Origin of the sequence: Listeria marthii (assembly GCF_014227425.1) — a bacterium.
GTDB classification, from domain to species: domain Bacteria; phylum Bacillota; class Bacilli; order Lactobacillales; family Listeriaceae; genus Listeria; species Listeria marthii.
This window is the reverse complement of sequence record NZ_JAASWB010000004.1, coordinates 135860-156871: the sequence shown is the minus strand read 5'-3', so window position 1 is coordinate 156871 and position 21012 is coordinate 135860. Positions and strand designations below refer to the sequence as shown.

Below are 21012 nucleotides of genomic sequence, written 5' to 3'. Positions count from 1 at the left end.
AACAACACAGTGAGGCATACATACAAATATAGTTGGATGCTTTACGAAAAGCCATGCAGTTTTTTGCATGGCTTTTTCTAAAATAGAAAGCATATGCCTAAAAAGGTATTTATATAAAAAAGACACAACGGGAGTGGGACATGAATGAAGAAGGTAAAATGGAGTATTTTACTCTTTTTAGTCTTGGCGATTTTTCTGTCGGCAGGAATTACTTATTTGGCCTTGAATCAAGGTTCGAATAAAGAAGCTAAAAATAATAGTGAAAAAGTGCATAAAATGACTATCGCGCTCGTTAACGAGGACCAAGGAGATACTTTCCAAGGAAAACGAGTGGAATTCGGGAATCAATTTGTTAAAAGTATTGAAAAAGATGAAGGACATGAATGGTACGTTGTTAGCCGCGGGGTTGCAGAAAGTGGCTTAAAACGAGATGTATATAACATGATGATTGTTATTCCGAGTGACTTTTCTCAAAAAGCATTGTCAATGACATCGACTGCACCAGAAAAAGTAACCATTAGCTACAAGGTTAATGATGTCGGAAATAGCGATTTAAAAGCAGAAGCAGAAAAAACAGCAGCATCAGTACTGGAAGACTTCAATTCACGGATAATTGACGTTTATTTTGCTAGCATTTTAACCACTTTACAAGAAGCGCAAGATAACATTGGCGCGTTAGTTAAAGAAGAGAAAAAGTATGACGCTATTTACAACACAGATGTAAATAATCCGTTATCAAACTACACGGAACAATTTAAAACGGTACAAACATACACGGGGACTTCTAAAGAGAGCTTCCAAGGTTTCCAAGATATTATGAAGGAATTTGAAGAAAGCTTAAATGTCTCCAAAACGGAAAACGCTGAACATATGAAAAATATGGATAGCTACACGAAAACGCAAGAAACCAATGCACCTTTTGGGATAAAATTCACGGAGAACTTGCAGAACTTTGATGGTTCTTTGTCGGCAGAAGATATTAGAACACAGACGGCCGCGTTAGAACAAGCTAATGCGCAAATGACTTCGGAGTTTCAAGTTTTAGAAGGAACTAATTCGTTATTATCACAGACGCAAGCTTTGCAAAACTACATCGCTGAAACGAATGCGCGGATTGAAGCGTTAGATGGAGAGATTGTCGGGACGCTAGAAAATGATTTCCGGACAGCGGTTTATAATGATTTGCTGCGTATTTTAAAAGAAAACGATTATTCGGATAGAATAAATGAAATTGGCCTGAAAGATTTGGCTGGCGAAGATCTTAACGCAGGTTTTAACAATATGCTTGTGAATGAAATAAAAGCGTTGCCGACTTACAATACAGATCAATTGGCGTATCTCGGACTCGATGAAGAGATGTATAAAAATGTTGTAACGCTATCGAAAGAGTATTATAACAGTCATCGTAATGCGTTTGGTGAGGATTTTAGCTTTACGAATGATGCCAAAGCATTGCCAACAGATGTACTGAAAAGTGACACGATTAATCGACTGAAATCAGAAGGTGTTGGGCTTGAAAGTCAGTCTTATACTGTGCAAGTTAGCCCTTATAATACGGAAGTTGTTGTGAATTTGGATGAAAATTTCACTTTTTCTAATGTCGATTGTCTGGTTAATGGAAGTCCCTATACGGGATTAGTTCAACAGACACCATACGGCGAAAATGGTATTAAGTTTTATATACCATCGCTAACTTATCCAATTGATATAAAAATTACTGGTAGAGCAATATTACGGGAAGGTGCTAATGTTCCTTTAGTTGGGGCCGCGAATTGGAGTGCCTCGGTGCAACAATTTGAGAGTAAAGAATATGGATATATGCCGGTTGTTCCAGACCCATCCAATCCAACGCAGCTAAATCCTGGTATGGCAACCTCGCTACTAGTTAGAAAAGAAGCACAGCCGATGAAGGTCAATTCGGCAACATATCTTAATGAAACGAGATCTTCTGTCAAAGCAATTACTAATACCGTGAAAGATTATTATAAATTACAAGCATTATTTGATTTATATTATGGAATTGATGCGAGCAATTCGGAGCAAATGCCGGACTTTAGTGATTATCAAGTCACATTAGACAATTCCGCGAAAACTTCATCGTATTATTACATTTTTAATAAAGAAGATATCATTGGTAGTTTTGTAAACCTCACAACAGACCGATTTGTGGCGGATTATACGAAAAAAATTAAAGCTTTTGAAAAACGAATTGCTGACTATAAATATGCGATGGCCGAGGCAAATTCGCGGTCAGAAGATGTAACAAATAGATTAAACGAAACGACCCAAGAAGCCATTAGTTTAAATACAAATCTAGCATTAACGCTGCAAAATCTGGAAGCATGGCGCGAAGCTAGTAAAGGTCTAATGGTAGAAAATGGTGTGGTTTTAGATAAATCTGGCGAAGAAGCAACGATGGCACTACAGCTAAGTTCTGAATTTGCAGGAATTTTAGCGAAAAGTGAGTCGTTAGCTGGTACTTCGGAAGGTAACTTAAAATCAGCTGAAGTCGTATATCAGACTTTTGATGCCATTGATAAAGAAGCGAAAAACATCCAACAAAGTGGAGAGACTTTGGTAAAAGAAGCTTCTACACTATCGGATGATTTAGGGCAAAAACTGGAAGACGATGAAACGTTCCAGAAAAACTTTGCGAAGGTCATGAAAAATAGTCGTGTTGGCGATCGTCAAAACGAAAATCTGTATAGTTTCTTGAGTAATCCGGTCGACAAAATGAACGCCGGGACTATCGTTGCGGGTGACAAATCAATGCCATACTTTATGGTCTTAATTTGTACAATTCTTGCCATTTTCACGAGTTATGTTATTTCACATCAAGAGAAAAAACGAGAACAATTGAATGAATTTGAGAATGAAATGTCGCTTGTCTTTAAAAATATCCCAATTACATTCCTAACAATTTGTGTGGGAATTATTGAAGGGCTAGTAATCGGCGCGGTTTCAGGACTTATTTTTGAAGTTGGCGAAATTGGGATGTTCCTATGGATTGGTGTCTGTGTGCTAATTATGATGGCTTTAGTTACTGCCTTTTCATACTTACTACGTCAGCTCAATATGATTGGGATGTCGCTTGTTTTACTAGTTTTAAGTTTATACCTGTTCTTAACAGATGCAGTTGGACTTAATATCGATAACGAATCAATTTTCGCGACGTTCAGAAAGTTCTCGCCACTGCAATACATGGAGCAATTGCTAAATGGAATTTTAAGCGCACAACAAGATTATATTATCGTCGTATACAGTTTGATTGGGATGACGCTTTTATTTACGGCACTTAATCTGTTTGTCTGGCACCGCTCTAAAGATGAAGACGTAGAGGAGGACTATTCAGATGAAATTTAAGATAGCGGCATGGTTGATGCTGATGTGTTTTGCTTTTGCTCCAAGTGCGCTCGCTGCAGATTCAGATAGTTATCTCGAAAATAGCGGGAAAATGGACATCAAAACAGACAGACTTCAAAAAACCGAAGAAGAAAAAACAAAAGAACTAGAACAGATGGAAGAAACGGAGCTCGATAAAAACGGAATTCCACTTTTCACTGCTGAAATGGATGAAAAAATCGCCAAACAAAAAGCAGCAGATAAAGCAGAATACGACCGGATTAAAGACTCACTTTTTGAAGAAGAACCAACTTCTGGTGAAACAGTGAAAAAAACGAAAGCCAAATTGTTCACCGGAAAATACGCAACAACTGCTGTAAACACGGAAGTAGCAGCGGCCGATACGGCAGAAACAACCGTAGAAGACGAAACTAAAAAGACCAAACAAAAAACAGTTGGCGGAGTAATTGCCGGAACGCTTGTGGCTTTAGCAGGCGGGATTTATGTGGCAGCGCGCAATGTTTTTGAATAGAAAGCGGGGAGTTTTAAATGGCTAAAAACACACATATGAATGTGACAGTTGATTTCACTAATTGGGGCGCAGGTAAGTATGATTTGCGAATTCCGGTGCATCAACCAATCAAAGCACTAATTATCAATTTGGCAGAAACGCTCAAGATCGAGTATAAAGATTTGTCCAAATGTACGATAAAAACAACAAATAAAGCAATTCTACTAAGCGATGATGATAAATTAACTAATTTTCAAATTGCCGATGGAGACATTTTAGAAATTTTATAGAAAAAAAGGAGAATGAAAACGATGAATAAGACAACAGAAATGGACGGAACAGCTTACGATTTTACTTATGAGGATTTAGTTTGGAGCATTACGTTCCCGAAATCAAAAACGCACGCAAAAGAACTGGCACAACTAGAATTATTAGAAAAACCTACAGCACATTTTACACCTGCAAAAATTTCGAGTGATAGCGATTCTTATACAATTTCTTATGAGATTGCAAAACGCACTTACGGATTTGAACAAATTCGAAAAATGGAACGCGAAGATAAACTACGCGCGCTACGCAATATTGCTGATTTAAGTGAGTTGTTAAATACGCGTTATACATTCTTTTTACACCCAGATAATTTGATTTTCGATATTAACTTAGTACCAAATATTGTTCATCGCGGGATTAAAAACATTTTACCGCCATATGAATTAACCGAAGAGGCGTTTTTTAAACAATACCAATGCTTCGTTATTGCGATGTTTTCTAAGAAATTTTCTTTTGAAAACTTGTACAATGGTTCGCTTACAGGTGCAAGAGGTTCGCAATTTGAGAAGAGCATTTTGGATGCGAAAACGATTCAAGATATTGCCGATATTTTAGAAGAAGCTTACGTGAAAGAGCATGCGGCTGTTCAAAAAAATATGGCAAGCGTACCGAAGAAAAAATACGGAACTTTCCGCGGGCTGGCTGTCGGTTTTATTATCGTTGCTATTTTACTAGCAGTCCCAGTAACTTATTTTGCCTTCGTTAAAGTGCCACTGCAAAACGATTTACTGACAGCAAACGAGAATTTCCTGAAAACCGACTACGATAAAGTAATCACAGGTCTAGAAAACGTTGACCCAGAAAAAATGCCGCAATCCGTACAATACGAACTAGCATATGCTTACGTTAACGGCGAAAAAATGAGCGATAAAAAGAAAGAAAATATTATGAACACAATCAGCTTGAAATCTGATGCGAAAAACTTACTTTACTGGATTTATAATGGCCGTGGCGAATTTAAAGAATCACTTGATATTGCCAAACTTTTAGATGATCCAACGCTTGCGATGTACAGTTTAACAAAACAAATTGAACAAGTACAAAGTGATACAAAACTAAGCGGCGATGAGAAAGTAGAAAAACTAAAAGCGTTAGAAGAGAGCTTGAAAGAATACGATGAAAAAGTGAACGAAAAAACAACAACTGAAGATGCAACAACAAATACAGAAACAAAATAAGGGAGAATGAACCATGAATAGAGAGGCTTTATTAATTGTTAGTAACGGGCAGCAATGTCATAAACACCACTTGTCCCCTGAAAGAGTCGTGACAATTGGTAATACAATCGAACACGAAATCACTTATCCGGAACTGGCGGAAACGATTGAAGTTAAGTGCAGTGAAGGATCTTGGAATGCTGGAGCAACTGCGCTTCAAACGAACCAAGCTGTGAACATAGACAATTTAGCATTTTACCTGTGCCAAGATTTGCACACGCAAGTATATGATGTCGTAACGAATATTTCTGTCGCATTTGGCGCCGGAACTGAAAATGATGTCACGATAGATGATACAAAATCAGACTTTTTACTTTTACGTAGTGCGAAGGAAGATTTGTTTAAACTACAAGTATTAAATGGCGAAATTTATCATAACTTTTCTTTAGTGACGGAAGATTGTACGTTAGAGCCGGGTGACCAGCTTTATACGGACGGTGTGACGATTACAATCGGAAAAGAAGATATCAGCGTGCAAGCTGTGAAAAATCGCGTGACGAGCAAATTAGCACCTTTATTTGCTGCGGATAATTCATTTGGTGAAGACTATCCAGATTACCACCGTTCGCCGCGGATTATTTACCGTGCGCCAGAAGAAAAAATCAGCATGGCGAAACCGTCAAGCAAGCCTTCAAAACCAACAGATGGCTTAATTAAAATTATTTTACCACCATTAATCATGGTTGCGATTACGGTAATGATTTCCATTTTCCAACCGCGTGGACTTTATATTATCATGACCATCGCAATGTCAGCTGTGACAATCACAATGGCGATTATTAACTACGTAAAATCACGCAAAAAATACAAAATCGACTCGAAACAACGAGTGGAAAGCTATGATTTGTATTTAAAACGCAAAACAAAAGAACTACATGAAACAAGTGAAAAACAACGCCACGCCTTAACGTATCACTATCCAGATGCAGTGGAACTTGAAAAAATGGCGCTACGAGTAGATTCACGTATTTATGAAAAAACAATGTTCCACCACGATTTCCTGACTTTCCGAGTTGGCCGCGGCGATGAAGCAAGTAGCTTTTCTGTGGAATTCCAACAAGAAGAGTTCAGCCAAGAAAAAGATGAACTTGTCGAAGAAGCTGTGAAAATCAAAGGACAATATTTGTCTATTAATGAAGTGCCAGTAGCGACAGATTTAATGCACGGACCAGTTGGTTACATTGGGCCACGCCGTTTAGTTCTAGAGCAACTTCAAATGCTAGTAATGCAAACTTCTCTTTTCCATAGTTATTACGATTTGCAATTTATTACCATTTTCCCAGAAGAAGAAAAAGCGGATTGGGACTGGATGCGCTGGTTGCCGCATGCGAATATGCGTGATGTGAATGTACGTGGATTTGTTTACCATGAACGTTCGCGCGATCAAGTGTTGAACTCGCTTTACCAAATTTTAAAAGAGCGTAAACAAGCGCTTACTGAACAAGCAAGCAAACAAGAAAAATTATATTTCACGCCACATTATGTGGTTTTAATTACCGACGAAAAATTAGTACTCGATCACACAGTTATGGAATTCTTCAATGAAGATCCAAGCGAACTAGGTGTTTCTTTAGTGTTCGTACAGGACGTAATGGAGAGCTTGCCTGAACACGTGAAGACGGTCGTAGATATTCGTGACGCGAAGAGCGGGAACATTATTTTGGAGCAAGGCGACCTTGTAAACCGAGCGTTCGTCCCAGACCATTTGCCAGCAGATTTTGACAAAGAAGTAATCAGCCGTGCCCTTGCGCCGTTGAACCATCTTCAAAACTTGAAAAACTCGATTCCAGAATCCGTTACTTTCCTTGAAATGTACGGCGTGGAGCGCGTTGAAGAGCTAAATATTGCCGGCCGTTGGGCGAAAAATGAAACCTATAAGAGCCTTGCTGTACCACTTGGCTTGCGCGGAAAAGACGATATCGTTCAACTGAATTTACATGAAAAAGCTCACGGGCCGCATGGTTTGGTAGCCGGAACAACGGGTTCTGGTAAATCAGAAATCATTCAGTCGTACATTATCTCACTTGGCGTCAATTTCCACCCATATGAAGTCGCATTCTTGCTGATTGACTATAAAGGCGGCGGAATGGCGAACTTATTTAAAAATATGCCACATTTACTTGGAACAATTACAAACTTGGACGGCGCGCAATCGATGCGTGCACTAGCTTCCATCAAAGCCGAATTGCAAAAAAGGCAACGGTTATTTGGCGAGCACGATGTCAACCACATCAACCAATACCAAAAACTATACAAACAAGGAAAAGCGACCGAACCAATGCCGCATTTATTCCTTATTTCAGATGAGTTCGCCGAGTTGAAATCAGAACAACCAGAATTCATGAAAGAACTCGTTTCGACAGCACGTATCGGGCGTTCCCTAGGTATCCATTTAATCCTAGCAACCCAAAAACCAAGCGGCGTCGTGGATGACCAAATCTGGTCTAACTCCAAATTCAAGCTAGCCCTCAAAGTACAAAACGCCAGCGATTCAAATGAAATCTTGAAAACACCAGACGCAGCAGAAATCACACTACCAGGTCGTTCGTACTTGCAAGTTGGTAATAATGAGATTTACGAATTGTTCCAAAGTGCCTGGAGTGGCGCAGATTACGTGCCCGATAAGGAAAGCACGGATTATATTGATACGACGATTTATGCGATTAATGATTTAGGTCAATATGATATTTTGACAGAGGATTTGAGTGGGTTAGATAAGAAGGATGATTTGACGAAATTGCCGAGTGAGCTGGACGCGGTTATTGATCATATTCATGAGTATACGGAAGCTTCTGGGATTGAGGCATTGCCGAGACCTTGGTTGCCACCTCTGGAGGAACGTATCTCGTTAGAAAGCATTAGTACAGTTGATTTTGAAGCAAACTGGCAGAAAGAAGAAAAAGATTTAGAATTAACGTTAGGAGTGCTGGATCAACCTCAGTTACAAGCACAAAACGTTTTACATTGGAATCTAGAGAAAAATGGACATATGGCAGTATTTTCTAGCCCTGGCTTCGGGAAATCAACTTTCATGCAAACGGCGATTTTTGATTTAGCTAGAAAAAACACACCAGAGTTTTTCCATGCATATCTATTAGATTTTGGTACAAATGGTTTGCTTTCACTTAAAGGGTTACCGCATGTTGCAGATACATTTTCAATTGATGAAACAGAGAAAACGTTAAAATTAGTAAGACTCCTTAGCCGAGAAATTAAAGAGAGAAAACAGCTATTAAGTAAATTTAGTGTAGCTAGTTTGAAAATGTATGAAGAAATTAGTGGTGATAAGAAACCAATTATTCTACTGGCAATTGATAACTATGATGCGATTAGAGAAGTGGATGAATTTGTAGCAAATCTCGAACCAACAATTGTCCAAATAGCAAGAGAAGGGGCTAGCTTAGGAATCCATTTAATGATTACAGCTAATAACCAAAATGCTATGCGCCTACAGCTATTATCTAACATTAAAACGCAAATAGCTTTACACTTGAACGAGAAAAATGAAGTGAGCAGTATTGTAGGTAGAAGCGACTACACTATTGAAGAATTACCGGGGCGAGGTCTAATTAAGATAGAAGAACCTACATTGTTCCAAATGGCGCTACCAAATAACGGAGCTGAAGCAATCGAAATAATCAAGAACAATCAAGATGAAGCAGAGAAAATGACCGAAATTTGGACAGGCAAAAAGCCACAATGTATACCAATGGTTCCAGAAACATTAGGTTTTACTCACTTTACCGACCACATGGAAACAAAGAAAATGCTTGAAATGAAATCGATACTACCAATCGGTTTAGAGTACGAGTATGCAAGTCCTGTGGGGGTATCATTAGAACAGCATAATCTAGCCATCATCATGCCAACTGTAGAATTGGTACAACAGATTATCACAAACAGTAGTCACTTACTTGTCAAAAAAGAATTAAGAGAGTTAGTTGTTTTTGATACGCCTTCTATGGAATTAATGAAGTTAAAAGAATTACCACTCACTTACATTACAAACAGTGAGCGAATAGAGGGTAAAATTGACATTCTTTATGGAGCATTTAAAACGGCAGAACAAGCATATTTAGAAGAATTACAATCGAATAATACCATAACAAAAGAAGAATACTTCAAAAATGTGCCACCTATAGTAGTCGTTACCTACTCAACTGTTCAGCTATACAACCAACTATCATCAAACGCGCAAAAACAATTACTAGAGATGTTAAAATCAGATGGTAAAATGGGAGTACAATTCATTATAGGAAATGACTTAGGAAGCATGGCGAAAGAGTACAGTCCAATTGGAGATACTATTCGCAATTCCAAACAAGTTTTACTAGGTGCTCGATTTGCAGACCAAGCAATCTACAGCCCAACAATCAGAATTGTACAAGAAAAACCATTAGCTCCTCAAGAACTGTATCTACTGTTAGAAGGAAACGCAGAAAAGCTTAAGATTCCAAAGAGATAAAATACAGAAGCAGATAGGAGAACAAATGAAGAAAAAAATCATCGGTTTGTTAGCAAGTTTATTATTATTAGGAGGTTGTTTCAATATGAATGAGAAAACAGAGCAAGAGAAAGCGCAAGAAGGCACTACGCCCGTGCAGGATTATGTTGGACAGGGATATTCTTTTGTGGATGGGAATAAATCAGCGGAACGCGTGAAAAAGGATGAAGAAAAAATCAAGCAAGAAGCGATAAACTATATGAAAGACACATATAAAACAGCTGCAAAAGTAAATAATGTAGTGCCCGCGCGTAATGCGGCAGTTGTCATGGTAGAGAGTGAGGAGCCTATTCAATTTCACACCTCCGTCATAGTGGGAAAAGTGATTAATAAAGAAGGCGAATGGCTAGCGAGAAGCAATGAAGGCGAAGTAGAAAAAGCGATTATCGGTGGTTTATATGCAAAAGCGTACGAAGCAGAATTTCGCCATTTAGATACTTTTGCGAAGAAACTAGCAAAAGAAAATGATTTATTAGGACTAAGAGATGAGGCAATTGATAAAACAGCTGCAGAGGGCTATACAAGCAATCATTATTTTATTGTAGCAATGGATGTTTACTACCCAAGTGTTTATAATGCTTATCTAGCAAATCAAGGAATTTCGGCAGAAGAATTAAGGAAACTATTTCAAAAAGATGATCCGATGTATGAACGTGTATCTATCCCAATGGAATTTTATTCTAAAGAAAATACCCTTCCTAAACAAAAGATAGCGGATGATTTAGCGGAGAAGCTCAAGCAAGAAAAAGGACTACCAAAAGGAAGTTATGATATCAGAGTATATAAAAATTCCATTGTGAATCGAGTAGGATTACCCGAGGGAGATAGCGCAAAAGTAGAAGAAATTGCAAAGTAGTAGGAGTGAGGATATATGACAACAAAGTTAAAAACACCAGATACAGATTTAATTGAATTAAGTGGAAAATGGGTCTATCAACATCCCAAAGAAGGTACAGAATTAAAAGTTAATGGAAATATATATATTGTTAAAAGAGGTGAATATAACAAAGCTTCTGGATTAGACTATATGGTGGTCGAGAATGCAGTCTCGGGCGAAATCAGCATGATTTTCGAAGGCACCCAAGGCACCCAAGATTTCTTAACGGATGGGACACTCCCTGGCTCTATTCCCAACACTCAATTAAGAGAAGCAGACGCAGCATACAAAAAAGAAAGTCAAAAATATGATATTAAAAATGTAGCAGGAAACTCTTTAGGTGGAGGCTTATCTAATTATGTAGCTTCAAAAAATGGCGGTATAAGAAGCGTTACCTACAATCCTGCTATTTTACCTAAAGGAACTTATGACAAAGACAATCCAAGAATCACAAACTATTTAAGTGAATATGATCCACTAACCTTAGGGGAACGTGGGGTAGGATACGGAGACCGCCTTCCAGGAGAATCACACATTCTTCAAAATAATGTACCATGGTTGCAGACCATTCTTTCCAATCATACAGGTTATGATGATGAAGGTGTCACTGTTAATGGTAAAAAAATTCCAATTGATGCAGATGCTTATCTTCCCGTAGGTATTTGGAGTGGAAAGGTTTTGACTGGGGGAGGAAAAGGGCAGAAAATCGATATGAATCCGGACAATATTCGAATTTTAGCCAATAGTTTACGGACGCGAATGACAGAGCAAGTAAATATGGGGCAGTTTTATTTAGATACAGCTGTAGACTTAGTGAATAACGAGGGAAGTCATTTGGATGATAGAACAGTTTCTTTGCAAAAATCATTTGACAACTTGTTGGCGGAAAGCGAGTTTGGAGAAATCATTACTTCATTATCTAATTATTCATCTTTTCGAGATGACTTGGAAAGAGCAAATCCGGTATGTTTTGGAGCGTTAGATGTGATGCAGAGAGTAAGAACTTTACCTTTTTTAGGGGATTTGTTAGATGTGGTTTCAGGTTCTTTCTTAAGTGTTGGCGGATTTTTAACTGATATTCCTATGCTTATTGTAGATCTTGCTTTAAAGACAGAAGATGCAATGGATCAAGTATCAAAAGTCAAAATGCAGGCTGTACCGGAACTGTTTAAAGGAATTGATAACCAGTACTTGAGTGATGCAATGGTGGCAGAACTTAAAGAACATTATAAAATATTGGATGATAATAAAGATATTGTCGTTAAACAAGTATTAACGTTTAGCTCCCAAGTCACTTATGTATCAAATGAACTCGAAAAAGCAGATAAACTTTTAAGCGCGACCCAAAAAGTGCAAAGTGTTGGAGCTCCACCAGCGACACAATCCTATGTCTTAAAAAAATCCAAAGCTTTAAAGAATGGGATGGGGAAAAAGCAACAATTATTAGATAAAAATTATAAAGCATTCACCTATAAAACAACGAGTTTATTAATACCAGCATTAAGTGGGGTTTATAGTATTGTCAAGCAATTAAAACAAGCAATTAAATCAGCTATACAGTATTTGGTAACCCTTCAATATGGCTTTTCGAGAGTGAAAATTCCCTTTACAGACATAGACAATCAAGTAAGGGAGCAACTAAGCGAGTGTATCAGAAAACTGCAAGAAATTCTGTTGACGGTAAAAGGTGTAGGAAGCGCAGTAAAAGATTTGCAATCTAATTTACCAAATGTGTTAGCTGCTTATCGTCCGTATATTGACACAGCATTATTTGATGGTACTAAATTCCATGATGTCATTTTATTAAATAAAGCAGCAGCAAATATCTTCCATAGTGCGGAAATGGTTTTTGGAGATATTAAGTATCAATTAAGTGGAAACGAGTCGGCGGCTATTTCTGCATTAGATAAGTTAGCTGTAAAAACTAGTAAAAACATGAAAATTTTATTAGAGCAAATAAAGCGTGGAAGTATTAATGTTTAGTAGTTGAGAAGCTAAATTTTTAAAGATTTTAATGCTAAATTCACAAGTGACATGGACGGCATAGTTACGGGAATTGTGTTTTTAAGCGTTTCATATCAAGAGTTAAAGAGATAATGGGACTGGCGATTAGAACAAATATAATAGCAAAACTACGGTTGATGATTGGTGGAAAATCATTTTTCATTAGTATATATAAAGAGAGAAAAAGTGAAGAAATCGAAAGTCAATCGAAAAAAACAATAGATTTTTTCAACAAATGTCAAAGAGAGAATAAAAACTAATTATGTGCGGGAACAAGTAGTCTAAGATGAGGGAGAGAATCTTAGGCTACTTAGCGTACGTAAGGGATCTATGGGATTATTCATTACTACAATACAGAACACAGACAGGAGAACAAATGAAAAAAATCATCCTAAGTTTATCAGCAATATTATTTTTACTATCCGGATGTTTCAATATGAAGGAACAAACAGCAGAAAAAAAAGCCCAAAAAGGAACTACGCCCGTGCAAGATTATGTAGGGCTAGGCTATTCGTTTGTTGACGGGAATAAATCAGCAGAACGAGTGAAAAAGCATGAGGAAGAGATAAAACAAGAAGCAATAAATTATATGAAAACAAAATATAAGACAGACGTGAAAGTGAATAATGTAGTACCAGCGCGAAATGGAGCGGTTGTTATTGTTGAAAGCGAGGCGCCGGTTCAGTTTACTACCTCGGTTACTGTAAAATTTATTCTTAATAGAAAAGACGAATTAGGAAGTGGAACAAGTAACGAGGGGGAAGTGGAACAAGCCATAGTAGGTGGACTTTACGCGAAAGTACATGAGGCAGAATTTCAGCAGCTAAATCAGTTTACAGAAAAACTAGCAGAAAAATATGATTTAGAGGGCTATACACAAGAAGCACGGGAAAAAACATCACCTAATGGCTATCAAGGGAAATATTATTTCGTCACACTGGGATTCTCTGATTATTTGAGCGTATACAACGCTTATTTAGCTAATCCTGAAATTTCAACAGATGATTTGCGCGCTCTTTTTATTAAAGGTGATCCGACTAGTAAGAATATGAACATTCCTATGGCCTTTTTTTCAAAAGAAGACAAATTACCTGAACAAAAATTAGCGGATGGCTTAACTGAAGAGCTTCGGAAGGAACAAGGATTACCAAGAGGAAATTATGATATCAGAGTATACAAGAATCACATTGTAAATCGAGTCGGTTTGCCTGACGGAGAAAGTGTAGATGTAACTGAGATAATAAAGTAAGGAAGCTACAAAGATAAAATCAACTAGGAGATAAAAACATGCATAAAACTGTGAAAGAACAACTAGGACAACAGATTACATCAAGATTATTATGGGAGCTATCACCCTATATATCCATGGTTATCTTGGTACCGTGTATATGTATCTCAATGATCTTTTTTACTGACCAGTTAGAACGTCTTGTAAATTCGCCCATACTATTTGGCTTAACAATACTTGGCCTCCCTTTATCCTGCTGTTTAATCAGCTGGATAATTAATGTGAAATGGTTATGGAAAGATCGAAAAGAAATTCAACAATTTGTAGAAACTATTTATGATGAAAAATTAGTGAAATTATATACAATTGCATCGATTTTTTATGTGTGTGTGCTGACTGTTCCCTTTGCGATTGGGTTAAGATGGTGCATGTGGCGTGTTGTAAAAGACAAAGTAAAACCAAATACAATGTCAGCTTTTCTAAATGAGAAATATTTAAATGGACGGGGATTGAAATGACTTTTTTACAAGAGAAATATTGGCTCATATTATTACTCAACCTATTTCTGAACGTAGCAATTGTGTATACAGGATTTTTAGGAATTGGCACCATTTATTTGTTTATCATGGTGATAACAGTTGTCTTTCAAGTGAAGGCTACTTTGAAAATTAATAATCCTAAGTTGGCAGTGCATAAAGAGCAAAAAGGTCTGATGTATTTGGTGATTAGCACATTAGTTTTAATAGTTGTTGGAGGGACTATATTTGTGTATTCCTACATCAATCAGTGGTTTTCAGACTTAACAGGGTATGCGCAGTTCCTCTACACATGGCGTTTCTTCCTGATACCGGCGGGAACTGTACTCTTTTTACTAGCGGTAGTGGCGACGATTCTCAAAATCAATGCGGTTAATAGACGATATTTTAAAAAGGTAGGTAATTGAGAGAATGAATTATTTTAAAACAGAAAAAATATTGATTACTATAGGTGCGATTATTTTTATGCTGATGGGGCTTGGAATATTATTAATTGGGAGTTTTACACCAATTGAATTTAATATCAATGGTGATTATTTTACAGCTACTTATTGGGAGGTAGCGAATATTAGCATGGGTGGATTCTGGCTGTGGACGATTTTTTGGGTAATTCCGTGCGTTATTGGACTTGTGGGTATGATTTGTTGGTTTTCGCTTAAAAAAACGCCTAAAAAAAGCTGGGGTGTTGTTTTAATTGTCATGGGGGTTATCAGCATTTTTTCATTAGCAGGCATTCTATATTTAGTTGCAGGTATTATGGTAATTAACAGCAAATATTGGCGTGAGAAAAAAGTAATGAGTGATGGACTGAAAGTAGATTGATAAAATAGAGACGATTGGCACAGAAAGATGTTCACTATGTTTTAACTATTGTCTATTTAATAGGTAATGAGAGGTAGGAGATATGAATGAAAAAAATAATAATGATGATTTTGGTTATGTCAATCGCACTTTTTGCTTGCGGAAATAATAATGAATCTAAGGAGCCCGTTATTGCAAATGAAGTGCCTGTAGAAACAGAGAAAGATTTTTCCTTACAAATACCCGATTTCTATAATCAAACTGATACAGAGTTCGTGGAAAGCGCTAAGAAGACATACTCAGATTTAGAGGCAAAAGGTGATATAGAAAGAGTGTTTGGAAAATCAGGGTTAGAAGTAGAAATAGTTTCGTTAAACGGACAATTCTTTGAAAAAGATCAGGTAATAGGGGTAGGGGTATTTGTAGCAAATAATAGTGGTAAGGACATTGATAGTTTTTCTATGGATTTAGAGCTGCAGGTAGAAGGTTATCCGGAAGCTAAAATTGTAAGTGAAAATGTAGAATTCGGACATGATATGATTGGCACAATGAAAGCGAATAGTATTATGCCATTAAAAGTTTTATTACCTTGTCAAAATTTCAATCCAAACAAAGATACCTTTACATCAAAAGAGTTAAAGGTGATTTTTAAGAATGTGAAGGTTAATAAATCTTAGGAAACGAACTTTCTTTGAAAACACTATTAATTGTATGAAAAGTAAAAACGGAAGTAGATAAAAAATTGATAAGCATTCTTGGGAGAAAAATCAACGCTAAAATCACAAGCGACATGGACGGTATTGTCGCGAGAATTGTGTTTTTAAGCATCATAAGTTATTGCGGGAACAAGGGACTGGCAAGATTGTACAACAAATTCCAAAGAGAGAATAAAAACTAATTATGTGCGGGAACAAGTAGTCTAAGATGAGTGCGAGAATCTTAGGCTACTTAGCGTTCATCAAGAGTTTTGGTTTATTCAATACTACAATATAGAACATAGACAGGAGACAAAATGAAAAAAATCATCCTAAGTTTATCAGCAACCTTATTCTTACTATACGGATGTTTCAATATGAATGAGCAAACAGCGGAAGAAAAAGCCCAAAAAGGAACCACACCTGTGCAAGATTATGTAGGGCAAGGTTTTTCATTTGTTGACGGGAATAAATCGGCAGAACGAGTGAAACAGAATGAAGTAGAGATTAAACAAAAAGCCATAGAATATGTGAAGACTAAATATAAAACAAATGTAAAAGTAAATAACGTGGTACCAGCCCGAAATGCAGCGGTTGTTATGGTAGAATGCGAGGAACCTATTCAATTTCATACTTCGGTCATAGTGGGGGAATCAATTAATAAAAAGGGTGAATGGTCTGCGAGGAGTAGTGATGGTGAGGTAGAGCAAGCAATTGTCAGTGGTTTATATGCCAAAGCTTATGAAACGGAATTCCGTAATTTAGATACGTTCACTGAGAAATTAGCTAAAGAAAATAACTTATTGGGATTGAGAGATGAAGCAATTGAAAAAACATCATCTTCAGGATATACAAGTAATCACTACTTTATTGCATCATCATCATTAAGTTTTCCAAGTGTTTACCAAGCATATATAGAAAATCAAAGAATTGCCACAGATGAATTAAAATTATTATTTGCAAAAGATGATCCGGAGGGAAACATTTTATCAATCCCAATGGAATTTTATTCTAAAGAAGATAAACTCCCTGAGCAAAAGGTAGCAGATAACTTGGCAGAGGGGCTTAAACAAGAAAACGGATTACCTAAGGGAAACTATATGATTACAGTATACAAAAATCTTATTATTAATCGAGTAGGCTTGCCAGATGGTGAAAATGTGGACGTAGATAACATAATTAAATGAAATCACGAACGACAAGAATATCCTCAAACCTGTCTTGCTTTAAAAACATCCATGTTAATTTTCCTGGTACCCCCAATCCCCCCACCTGCTATACTAACTCCATCCTAACAAATGGAGTTGAAACCAATGACAAAAAACTTTAATAAACTAAAATCCCTACATGAACTATCCACCCCACTAATCCTCTACAACTGCTGGGATGTCGCATCTGCCAAAGCTATCCAACAAGGCGGAGCACCAGTAATAGCGACAAGCAGTTTTGCAATCGCAGAATCACGGGGTGTGACGGACGGGGAGCATTTAACATTTGATGAAATGCTCCTCATTATTACGCGTATCGCTCTGAATGTGAGTCTGCCGATGACGGTGGATATTGAAAGTGGTTATGCCAATGATTTGGAAGAACTGGCTCAGAATATTGAGCGGTTGCTGGCGATTGGTGTTTGTGGTGTGAACTTGGAAGATCAGCTGATTGGCTCTGCAAATCCTATGCTCTGCAGTGTGGAGGAGCAATGTGATAAAATCAAGACAATCAAAGAAACGGCGGCGAAAATGAGCACGGATATTTTTGTCAATGCGCGGACAGATGTCTTTTTTCAAGGGCGCGAAGAAACGGAAGACTTGTTGGGAGAAGCGATTAACAGGGCGAAAACATACAAAGAGGCTGGAGCGGATGCTATTTTCATTCCAGGGCTGTTATCGCCAAAATTAATTCGTGCTTTTGTAGAAAAATCACCACTTCCGGTTAACGTCATGATGATGGATGGGATGATCTCGAGCGCAGAATTACAAGAAATTGGTGTAAAAAGAATCAGTTATGGACCGTTTAGCTTTTTTCGGGCCAATTTAGCGATTCAGCAGGAAGTAGAGCGGATTTTTGCGGGAGGGGAAGCCTTGTGATAACGAATCAGCGGGATATTGATAAATATTATGATATGTTAGTGGAGAAAAATTCGAATTATGAAGGGGTCTTTTTTGTTGGGGTGAAAACGACGGGGATACTTTGTCGCCCAACGTGTCCAGCGAAAAAACCTTTGAAAGAAAATTGTGAGTTTTTTAGTACGGCTAAGGAGGCGTTGCTTGCATCGTACCGCCCTTGCAAGCGATGTGAACCGCTTTCCAATCCGACGAAAATGTCTCCTGCTGTGAAGTTGCTTGTTGATGCAATTGAGGAGAATCCGGAGAAAAAGTGGACCGATAAAGATTTTGATGAATTATCAATAAGTGCAAATACGGCGCGGCGTCAGTTTAAGAAGCAATTTGGGATGACTTTTATTGAGTATGCGCGGTCGCGGCGGCTCGGTCTTGCTTTTAAGCACATTCGGAACGGTGATTCGATTATTAACGCGCAAATTGATAGTGGTTATGAGTCTGGGAACGGGTTTCGGGATGCTTTTTCGAAAACGATGGGGAATGTACCGCATAAATCAAAAGATATCACTATTTTGCATTCTGCTTGGCTTGAAACTAAACTTGGCTCGATGCTCGCGATTTCCGACGATGATAGTTTACTTCTTTTAGAATTTGTTGATCGAAAAGGACTTGAAACAGAAATTAAAAAATTGCGAATACGCTTAAACGCAGCTATCACACCTGAAAAAACGGCTGTAATTAAACAAATTGAAGAAGAACTAGCGCTATATTTTAATGGCGAGTTAGTTGATTTTCAAACACCAATTCGCTACATTGGCTCGGATTTTCAGCAAAGTGTCTGGGATGAGCTGCGTCGAATTCCAATAGGCGAGACGATTTCTTACAAAGGTCTGGCGGAAAAATTAGGGCGGCCAACCGCAAGTCGAGCTGTAGCAAGAGCAAACGGCACCAACCAATTATCGCTTATCGTCCCGTGTCACCGCGTAATCAATACTAACGGAGCATTAGGCGGCTACGGTGGCGGCTTGGCACGCAAAGAATGGCTCATTAAACATGAAAAGATGGTTCCAAAGTAACGCGGAACCATCTTTTTCTTCTTATTTTACCCGAATCCCAAACAACGGCATCAAGGCAGGCGCTTGAGAAAAATCAATGCTCACACCTTTTAAATCTTGCGGCATCGCAGTAATAGACTCAAAAATACAAGTACTAAGATCCACCCCACTGAGAGCACAATTCAAAAACTGCGCCTTATTCAAATCAAGCCGTTCCAAATACGTATCAACCAGTTGCGCACCACTAAAATCACTATTCGTATACGCGCCGGTTTCAAACGCCACCCATTTCAAGTTAGCATAACGAAAGGCAACATAATCCGCGTAACAGTCAACAAAAGTACAATTTCTAAGCGTAGCATCGCTGAAATTCACGCCAATTAATTTACAATTTTCAAAACGAACCCGGTGAATAACCGCTCCCATCAAATCTAAATTCGACAAGTCACAATTTTTAAAAACAACATCGGTCAAATTCGCACTTACAAGAGAAACAGAATCGAACACACACCCATCAAAAATAATTGTTTCTAAATGAAAATGCTCGAAAATTTCCCCAGTTAGCGTCGTTTTTCTAAAAATCTGCTCACTAACTTCACCAACATCTTCAATAAAATATGTATCATTCGGATAAACCGTCAAATCCTCATCAGGAATCCGCGGTGCAGTAATTTTTTTCATTATTTCGACCTCACTTCCGCTTTCATTATACCGTATTTCACGAGGAAATGGAGCGGAAAATCGTTTACCTTTCGTAAAAAACGGATTACAATGAAGCTAGGATAAAAATGGAACTTGAGGAGTGAGCGAGATGACAGCGAGCGTGTTTGTAGCAGGGAAACTACTACCGGAAACGATGAAAACTCTTGGGAAATGGGATGTTAACGCCTATACGGGTGAAGAAAATATTACAGAAGATGAGCTGTTAAAAAATACAGCCGAAGTGGACGCAATCATATGCCCACTTTCTTCACCAATCACAGCAAAAGTATTAGAATCAGCAAAAAATCTCAAAAGCGTGGCAAATATTGGCGCGGGTTTTGATAATATCGATGTGAAAAAAGCGCAGGAGTTGGGCATTGCAGTAACAAATACGCCAGATGTATCGACGGAAGCGACGGCTGAACTGACGCTGGGATTGATTTTGGACGTAGCACGGAGAATTTCAGAAGGTGATCGATTATGTCGCGAAACCCCCGAGCAATTTAAAGGCTGGGCGCCAACGTTCTTTTTAGGCACAGAGTTAAGCGGAAAAACGCTTGGAATCATTGGTTTAGGAAGAATTGGCCAGGCGGTCGCGAAACGTGCCGCTGCTTTTGGAATGAAAATTATTTATTCAGGGCACAATCCGAAAGAAGCTGCAAAAGAGTGGGACGCTGAGTTTGTGAGCCAAGAAGAACTATTGGAGCAGAGCGATGTCGTGACGATCCACGCGGCATATAATCCAAGCTTGAAACATTTATTGAACGAAACAACCTTAAAAACAATGAAGTCGAGCGCATTTTTGATTAATGCTGCCCGTGGCCCTGTTGTGGAGGAAGCGGCACTGATTAACGCGTTAAAAACAGGCGTGATTGCTGGCGCCGCGCTTGATGTCTTTGAATTCGAACCGAAAATTGGCGCAGAGCTAGGCAAGCTAGATAATGTCGTTTTAACACCACACATCGGCAACGCAACCGTGGAAACCCGCACAGAAATGGGGCAAATCGCTATCGCCAATGTGGAAGCAGTTTTGGCAGGCGGAGAACCGCTAAATTCCGTGTATTGATACGGATAAATATAGCCACGGCGAGTTGCTGTGGCTGTGTTTTCCGCTAAATTATGGTATAATATTTTTTGTCGGAATACGACA

At 38.2% G+C, this 21012-nt stretch carries 17 protein-coding genes; 16 read left to right on the top strand and 1 reads right to left on the bottom strand.

What is annotated here, in order from left to right; all coding sequences use genetic code 11:
• Positions 1 to 144: 144 nt before the first annotated feature.
• The 15 genes from esaA (at position 145) to HCJ55_RS08370 (ending at position 19181) form a co-directional block, all read left to right on the top strand.
• Complete coding sequence (esaA, locus tag HCJ55_RS08440) at positions 145 to 3363, top strand: type VII secretion protein EsaA (protein WP_185517768.1); 3219 nt, start codon at positions 145 to 147, stop codon at positions 3361 to 3363.
• Positions 3353 to 3874, top strand: coding sequence for a type VII secretion protein EssA (essA, locus tag HCJ55_RS08435; protein ID WP_185504216.1), 522 nt, complete (start codon positions 3353 to 3355; stop codon positions 3872 to 3874). Before esaA ends, essA begins: the two co-directional genes overlap by 11 nt.
• A 17-nt stretch (positions 3875 to 3891) precedes the next feature.
• Positions 3892 to 4143 carry an EsaB/YukD family protein gene (locus HCJ55_RS08430; RefSeq protein ID WP_003740080.1) on the top strand — a complete coding sequence of 84 codons (252 nt, stop codon included), beginning with the start codon at positions 3892 to 3894 and terminating at the stop codon, positions 4141 to 4143.
• Between the two features lie 21 nt (positions 4144 to 4164).
• Entirely contained in the window at positions 4165 to 5361 is a 1197-nt protein-coding gene (gene essB / locus HCJ55_RS08425; protein ID WP_185517766.1) for a type VII secretion protein EssB, read from the top strand.
• A gap of 13 nt (positions 5362 to 5374) precedes the next feature.
• Positions 5375 to 9865 (top strand): type VII secretion protein EssC, encoded by a 4491-nt coding sequence (essC, locus tag HCJ55_RS08420; RefSeq protein WP_185517764.1) that lies wholly within the window; start codon positions 5375 to 5377, stop codon positions 9863 to 9865.
• 25 nt (positions 9866 to 9890) lie between these two features.
• On the top strand, positions 9891 to 10760 hold the full coding sequence (locus tag HCJ55_RS08415; RefSeq protein ID WP_185517761.1) for a DUF1672 family protein: 870 nt from the start codon (positions 9891 to 9893) through the stop codon (positions 10758 to 10760).
• Between the two features lie 15 nt (positions 10761 to 10775).
• Entirely contained in the window at positions 10776 to 12764 is a 1989-nt protein-coding gene (locus tag HCJ55_RS08410) for an SA1320 family protein (protein ID WP_185517759.1), read from the top strand.
• A gap of 397 nt (positions 12765 to 13161) precedes the next feature.
• Positions 13162 to 14034, top strand: a complete 873-nt coding sequence (locus HCJ55_RS08405) for a DUF1672 family protein (RefSeq protein ID WP_185517757.1) — start codon at positions 13162 to 13164, stop codon at positions 14032 to 14034.
• Positions 14035 to 14294: 260 nt separating this feature from the next.
• Positions 14295 to 14531 (top strand): hypothetical protein, encoded by a 237-nt coding sequence (locus tag HCJ55_RS13925; RefSeq protein ID WP_260451373.1) that lies wholly within the window; start codon positions 14295 to 14297, stop codon positions 14529 to 14531.
• On the top strand, positions 14528 to 14956 hold the full coding sequence (locus HCJ55_RS08395; RefSeq protein ID WP_185504208.1) for a hypothetical protein: 429 nt from the start codon (positions 14528 to 14530) through the stop codon (positions 14954 to 14956). Before HCJ55_RS13925 ends, HCJ55_RS08395 begins: the two co-directional genes overlap by 4 nt.
• Positions 14957 to 14960: 4 nt before the next feature.
• The gene (locus HCJ55_RS08390; RefSeq protein WP_185504207.1) at positions 14961 to 15371 is read left to right on the top strand and encodes a DUF4064 domain-containing protein; all 411 of its coding nucleotides are present in this window, start codon (positions 14961 to 14963) and stop codon (positions 15369 to 15371) included.
• Positions 15372 to 15457: 86 nt separating this feature from the next.
• Positions 15458 to 16027, top strand: coding sequence for a hypothetical protein (locus HCJ55_RS08385; RefSeq protein ID WP_185504206.1), 570 nt, complete (start codon positions 15458 to 15460; stop codon positions 16025 to 16027).
• A 335-nt stretch (positions 16028 to 16362) separates the two neighbouring features.
• Complete coding sequence (locus HCJ55_RS08380) at positions 16363 to 17232, top strand: DUF1672 family protein (RefSeq protein ID WP_185517753.1); 870 nt, start codon at positions 16363 to 16365, stop codon at positions 17230 to 17232.
• A gap of 126 nt (positions 17233 to 17358) precedes the next feature.
• Positions 17359 to 18132: an isocitrate lyase/PEP mutase family protein gene (locus HCJ55_RS08375; RefSeq protein ID WP_185517751.1), complete on the top strand. Its 774-nt coding sequence runs from the start codon at positions 17359 to 17361 to the stop codon at positions 18130 to 18132.
• On the top strand, positions 18129 to 19181 hold the full coding sequence (locus tag HCJ55_RS08370) for a bifunctional transcriptional activator/DNA repair enzyme AdaA (RefSeq protein ID WP_185517749.1): 1053 nt from the start codon (positions 18129 to 18131) through the stop codon (positions 19179 to 19181). The genes HCJ55_RS08375 and HCJ55_RS08370 overlap by 4 nt, the downstream gene beginning before the upstream one ends.
• A 21-nt stretch (positions 19182 to 19202) precedes the next feature.
• On the opposite strand, the gene HCJ55_RS08365 is transcribed toward HCJ55_RS08370, so the two are convergent.
• Entirely contained in the window at positions 19203 to 19841 is a 639-nt protein-coding gene (locus HCJ55_RS08365; protein WP_185517747.1) for a pentapeptide repeat-containing protein, read from the bottom strand.
• A gap of 130 nt (positions 19842 to 19971) precedes the next feature.
• Between HCJ55_RS08365 and HCJ55_RS08360 the strand changes: the two genes are divergently transcribed.
• Positions 19972 to 20928, top strand: a complete 957-nt coding sequence (locus tag HCJ55_RS08360; RefSeq protein WP_185517744.1) for a 2-hydroxyacid dehydrogenase family protein — start codon at positions 19972 to 19974, stop codon at positions 20926 to 20928.
• Positions 20929 to 21012 lie beyond the last annotated feature (84 nt).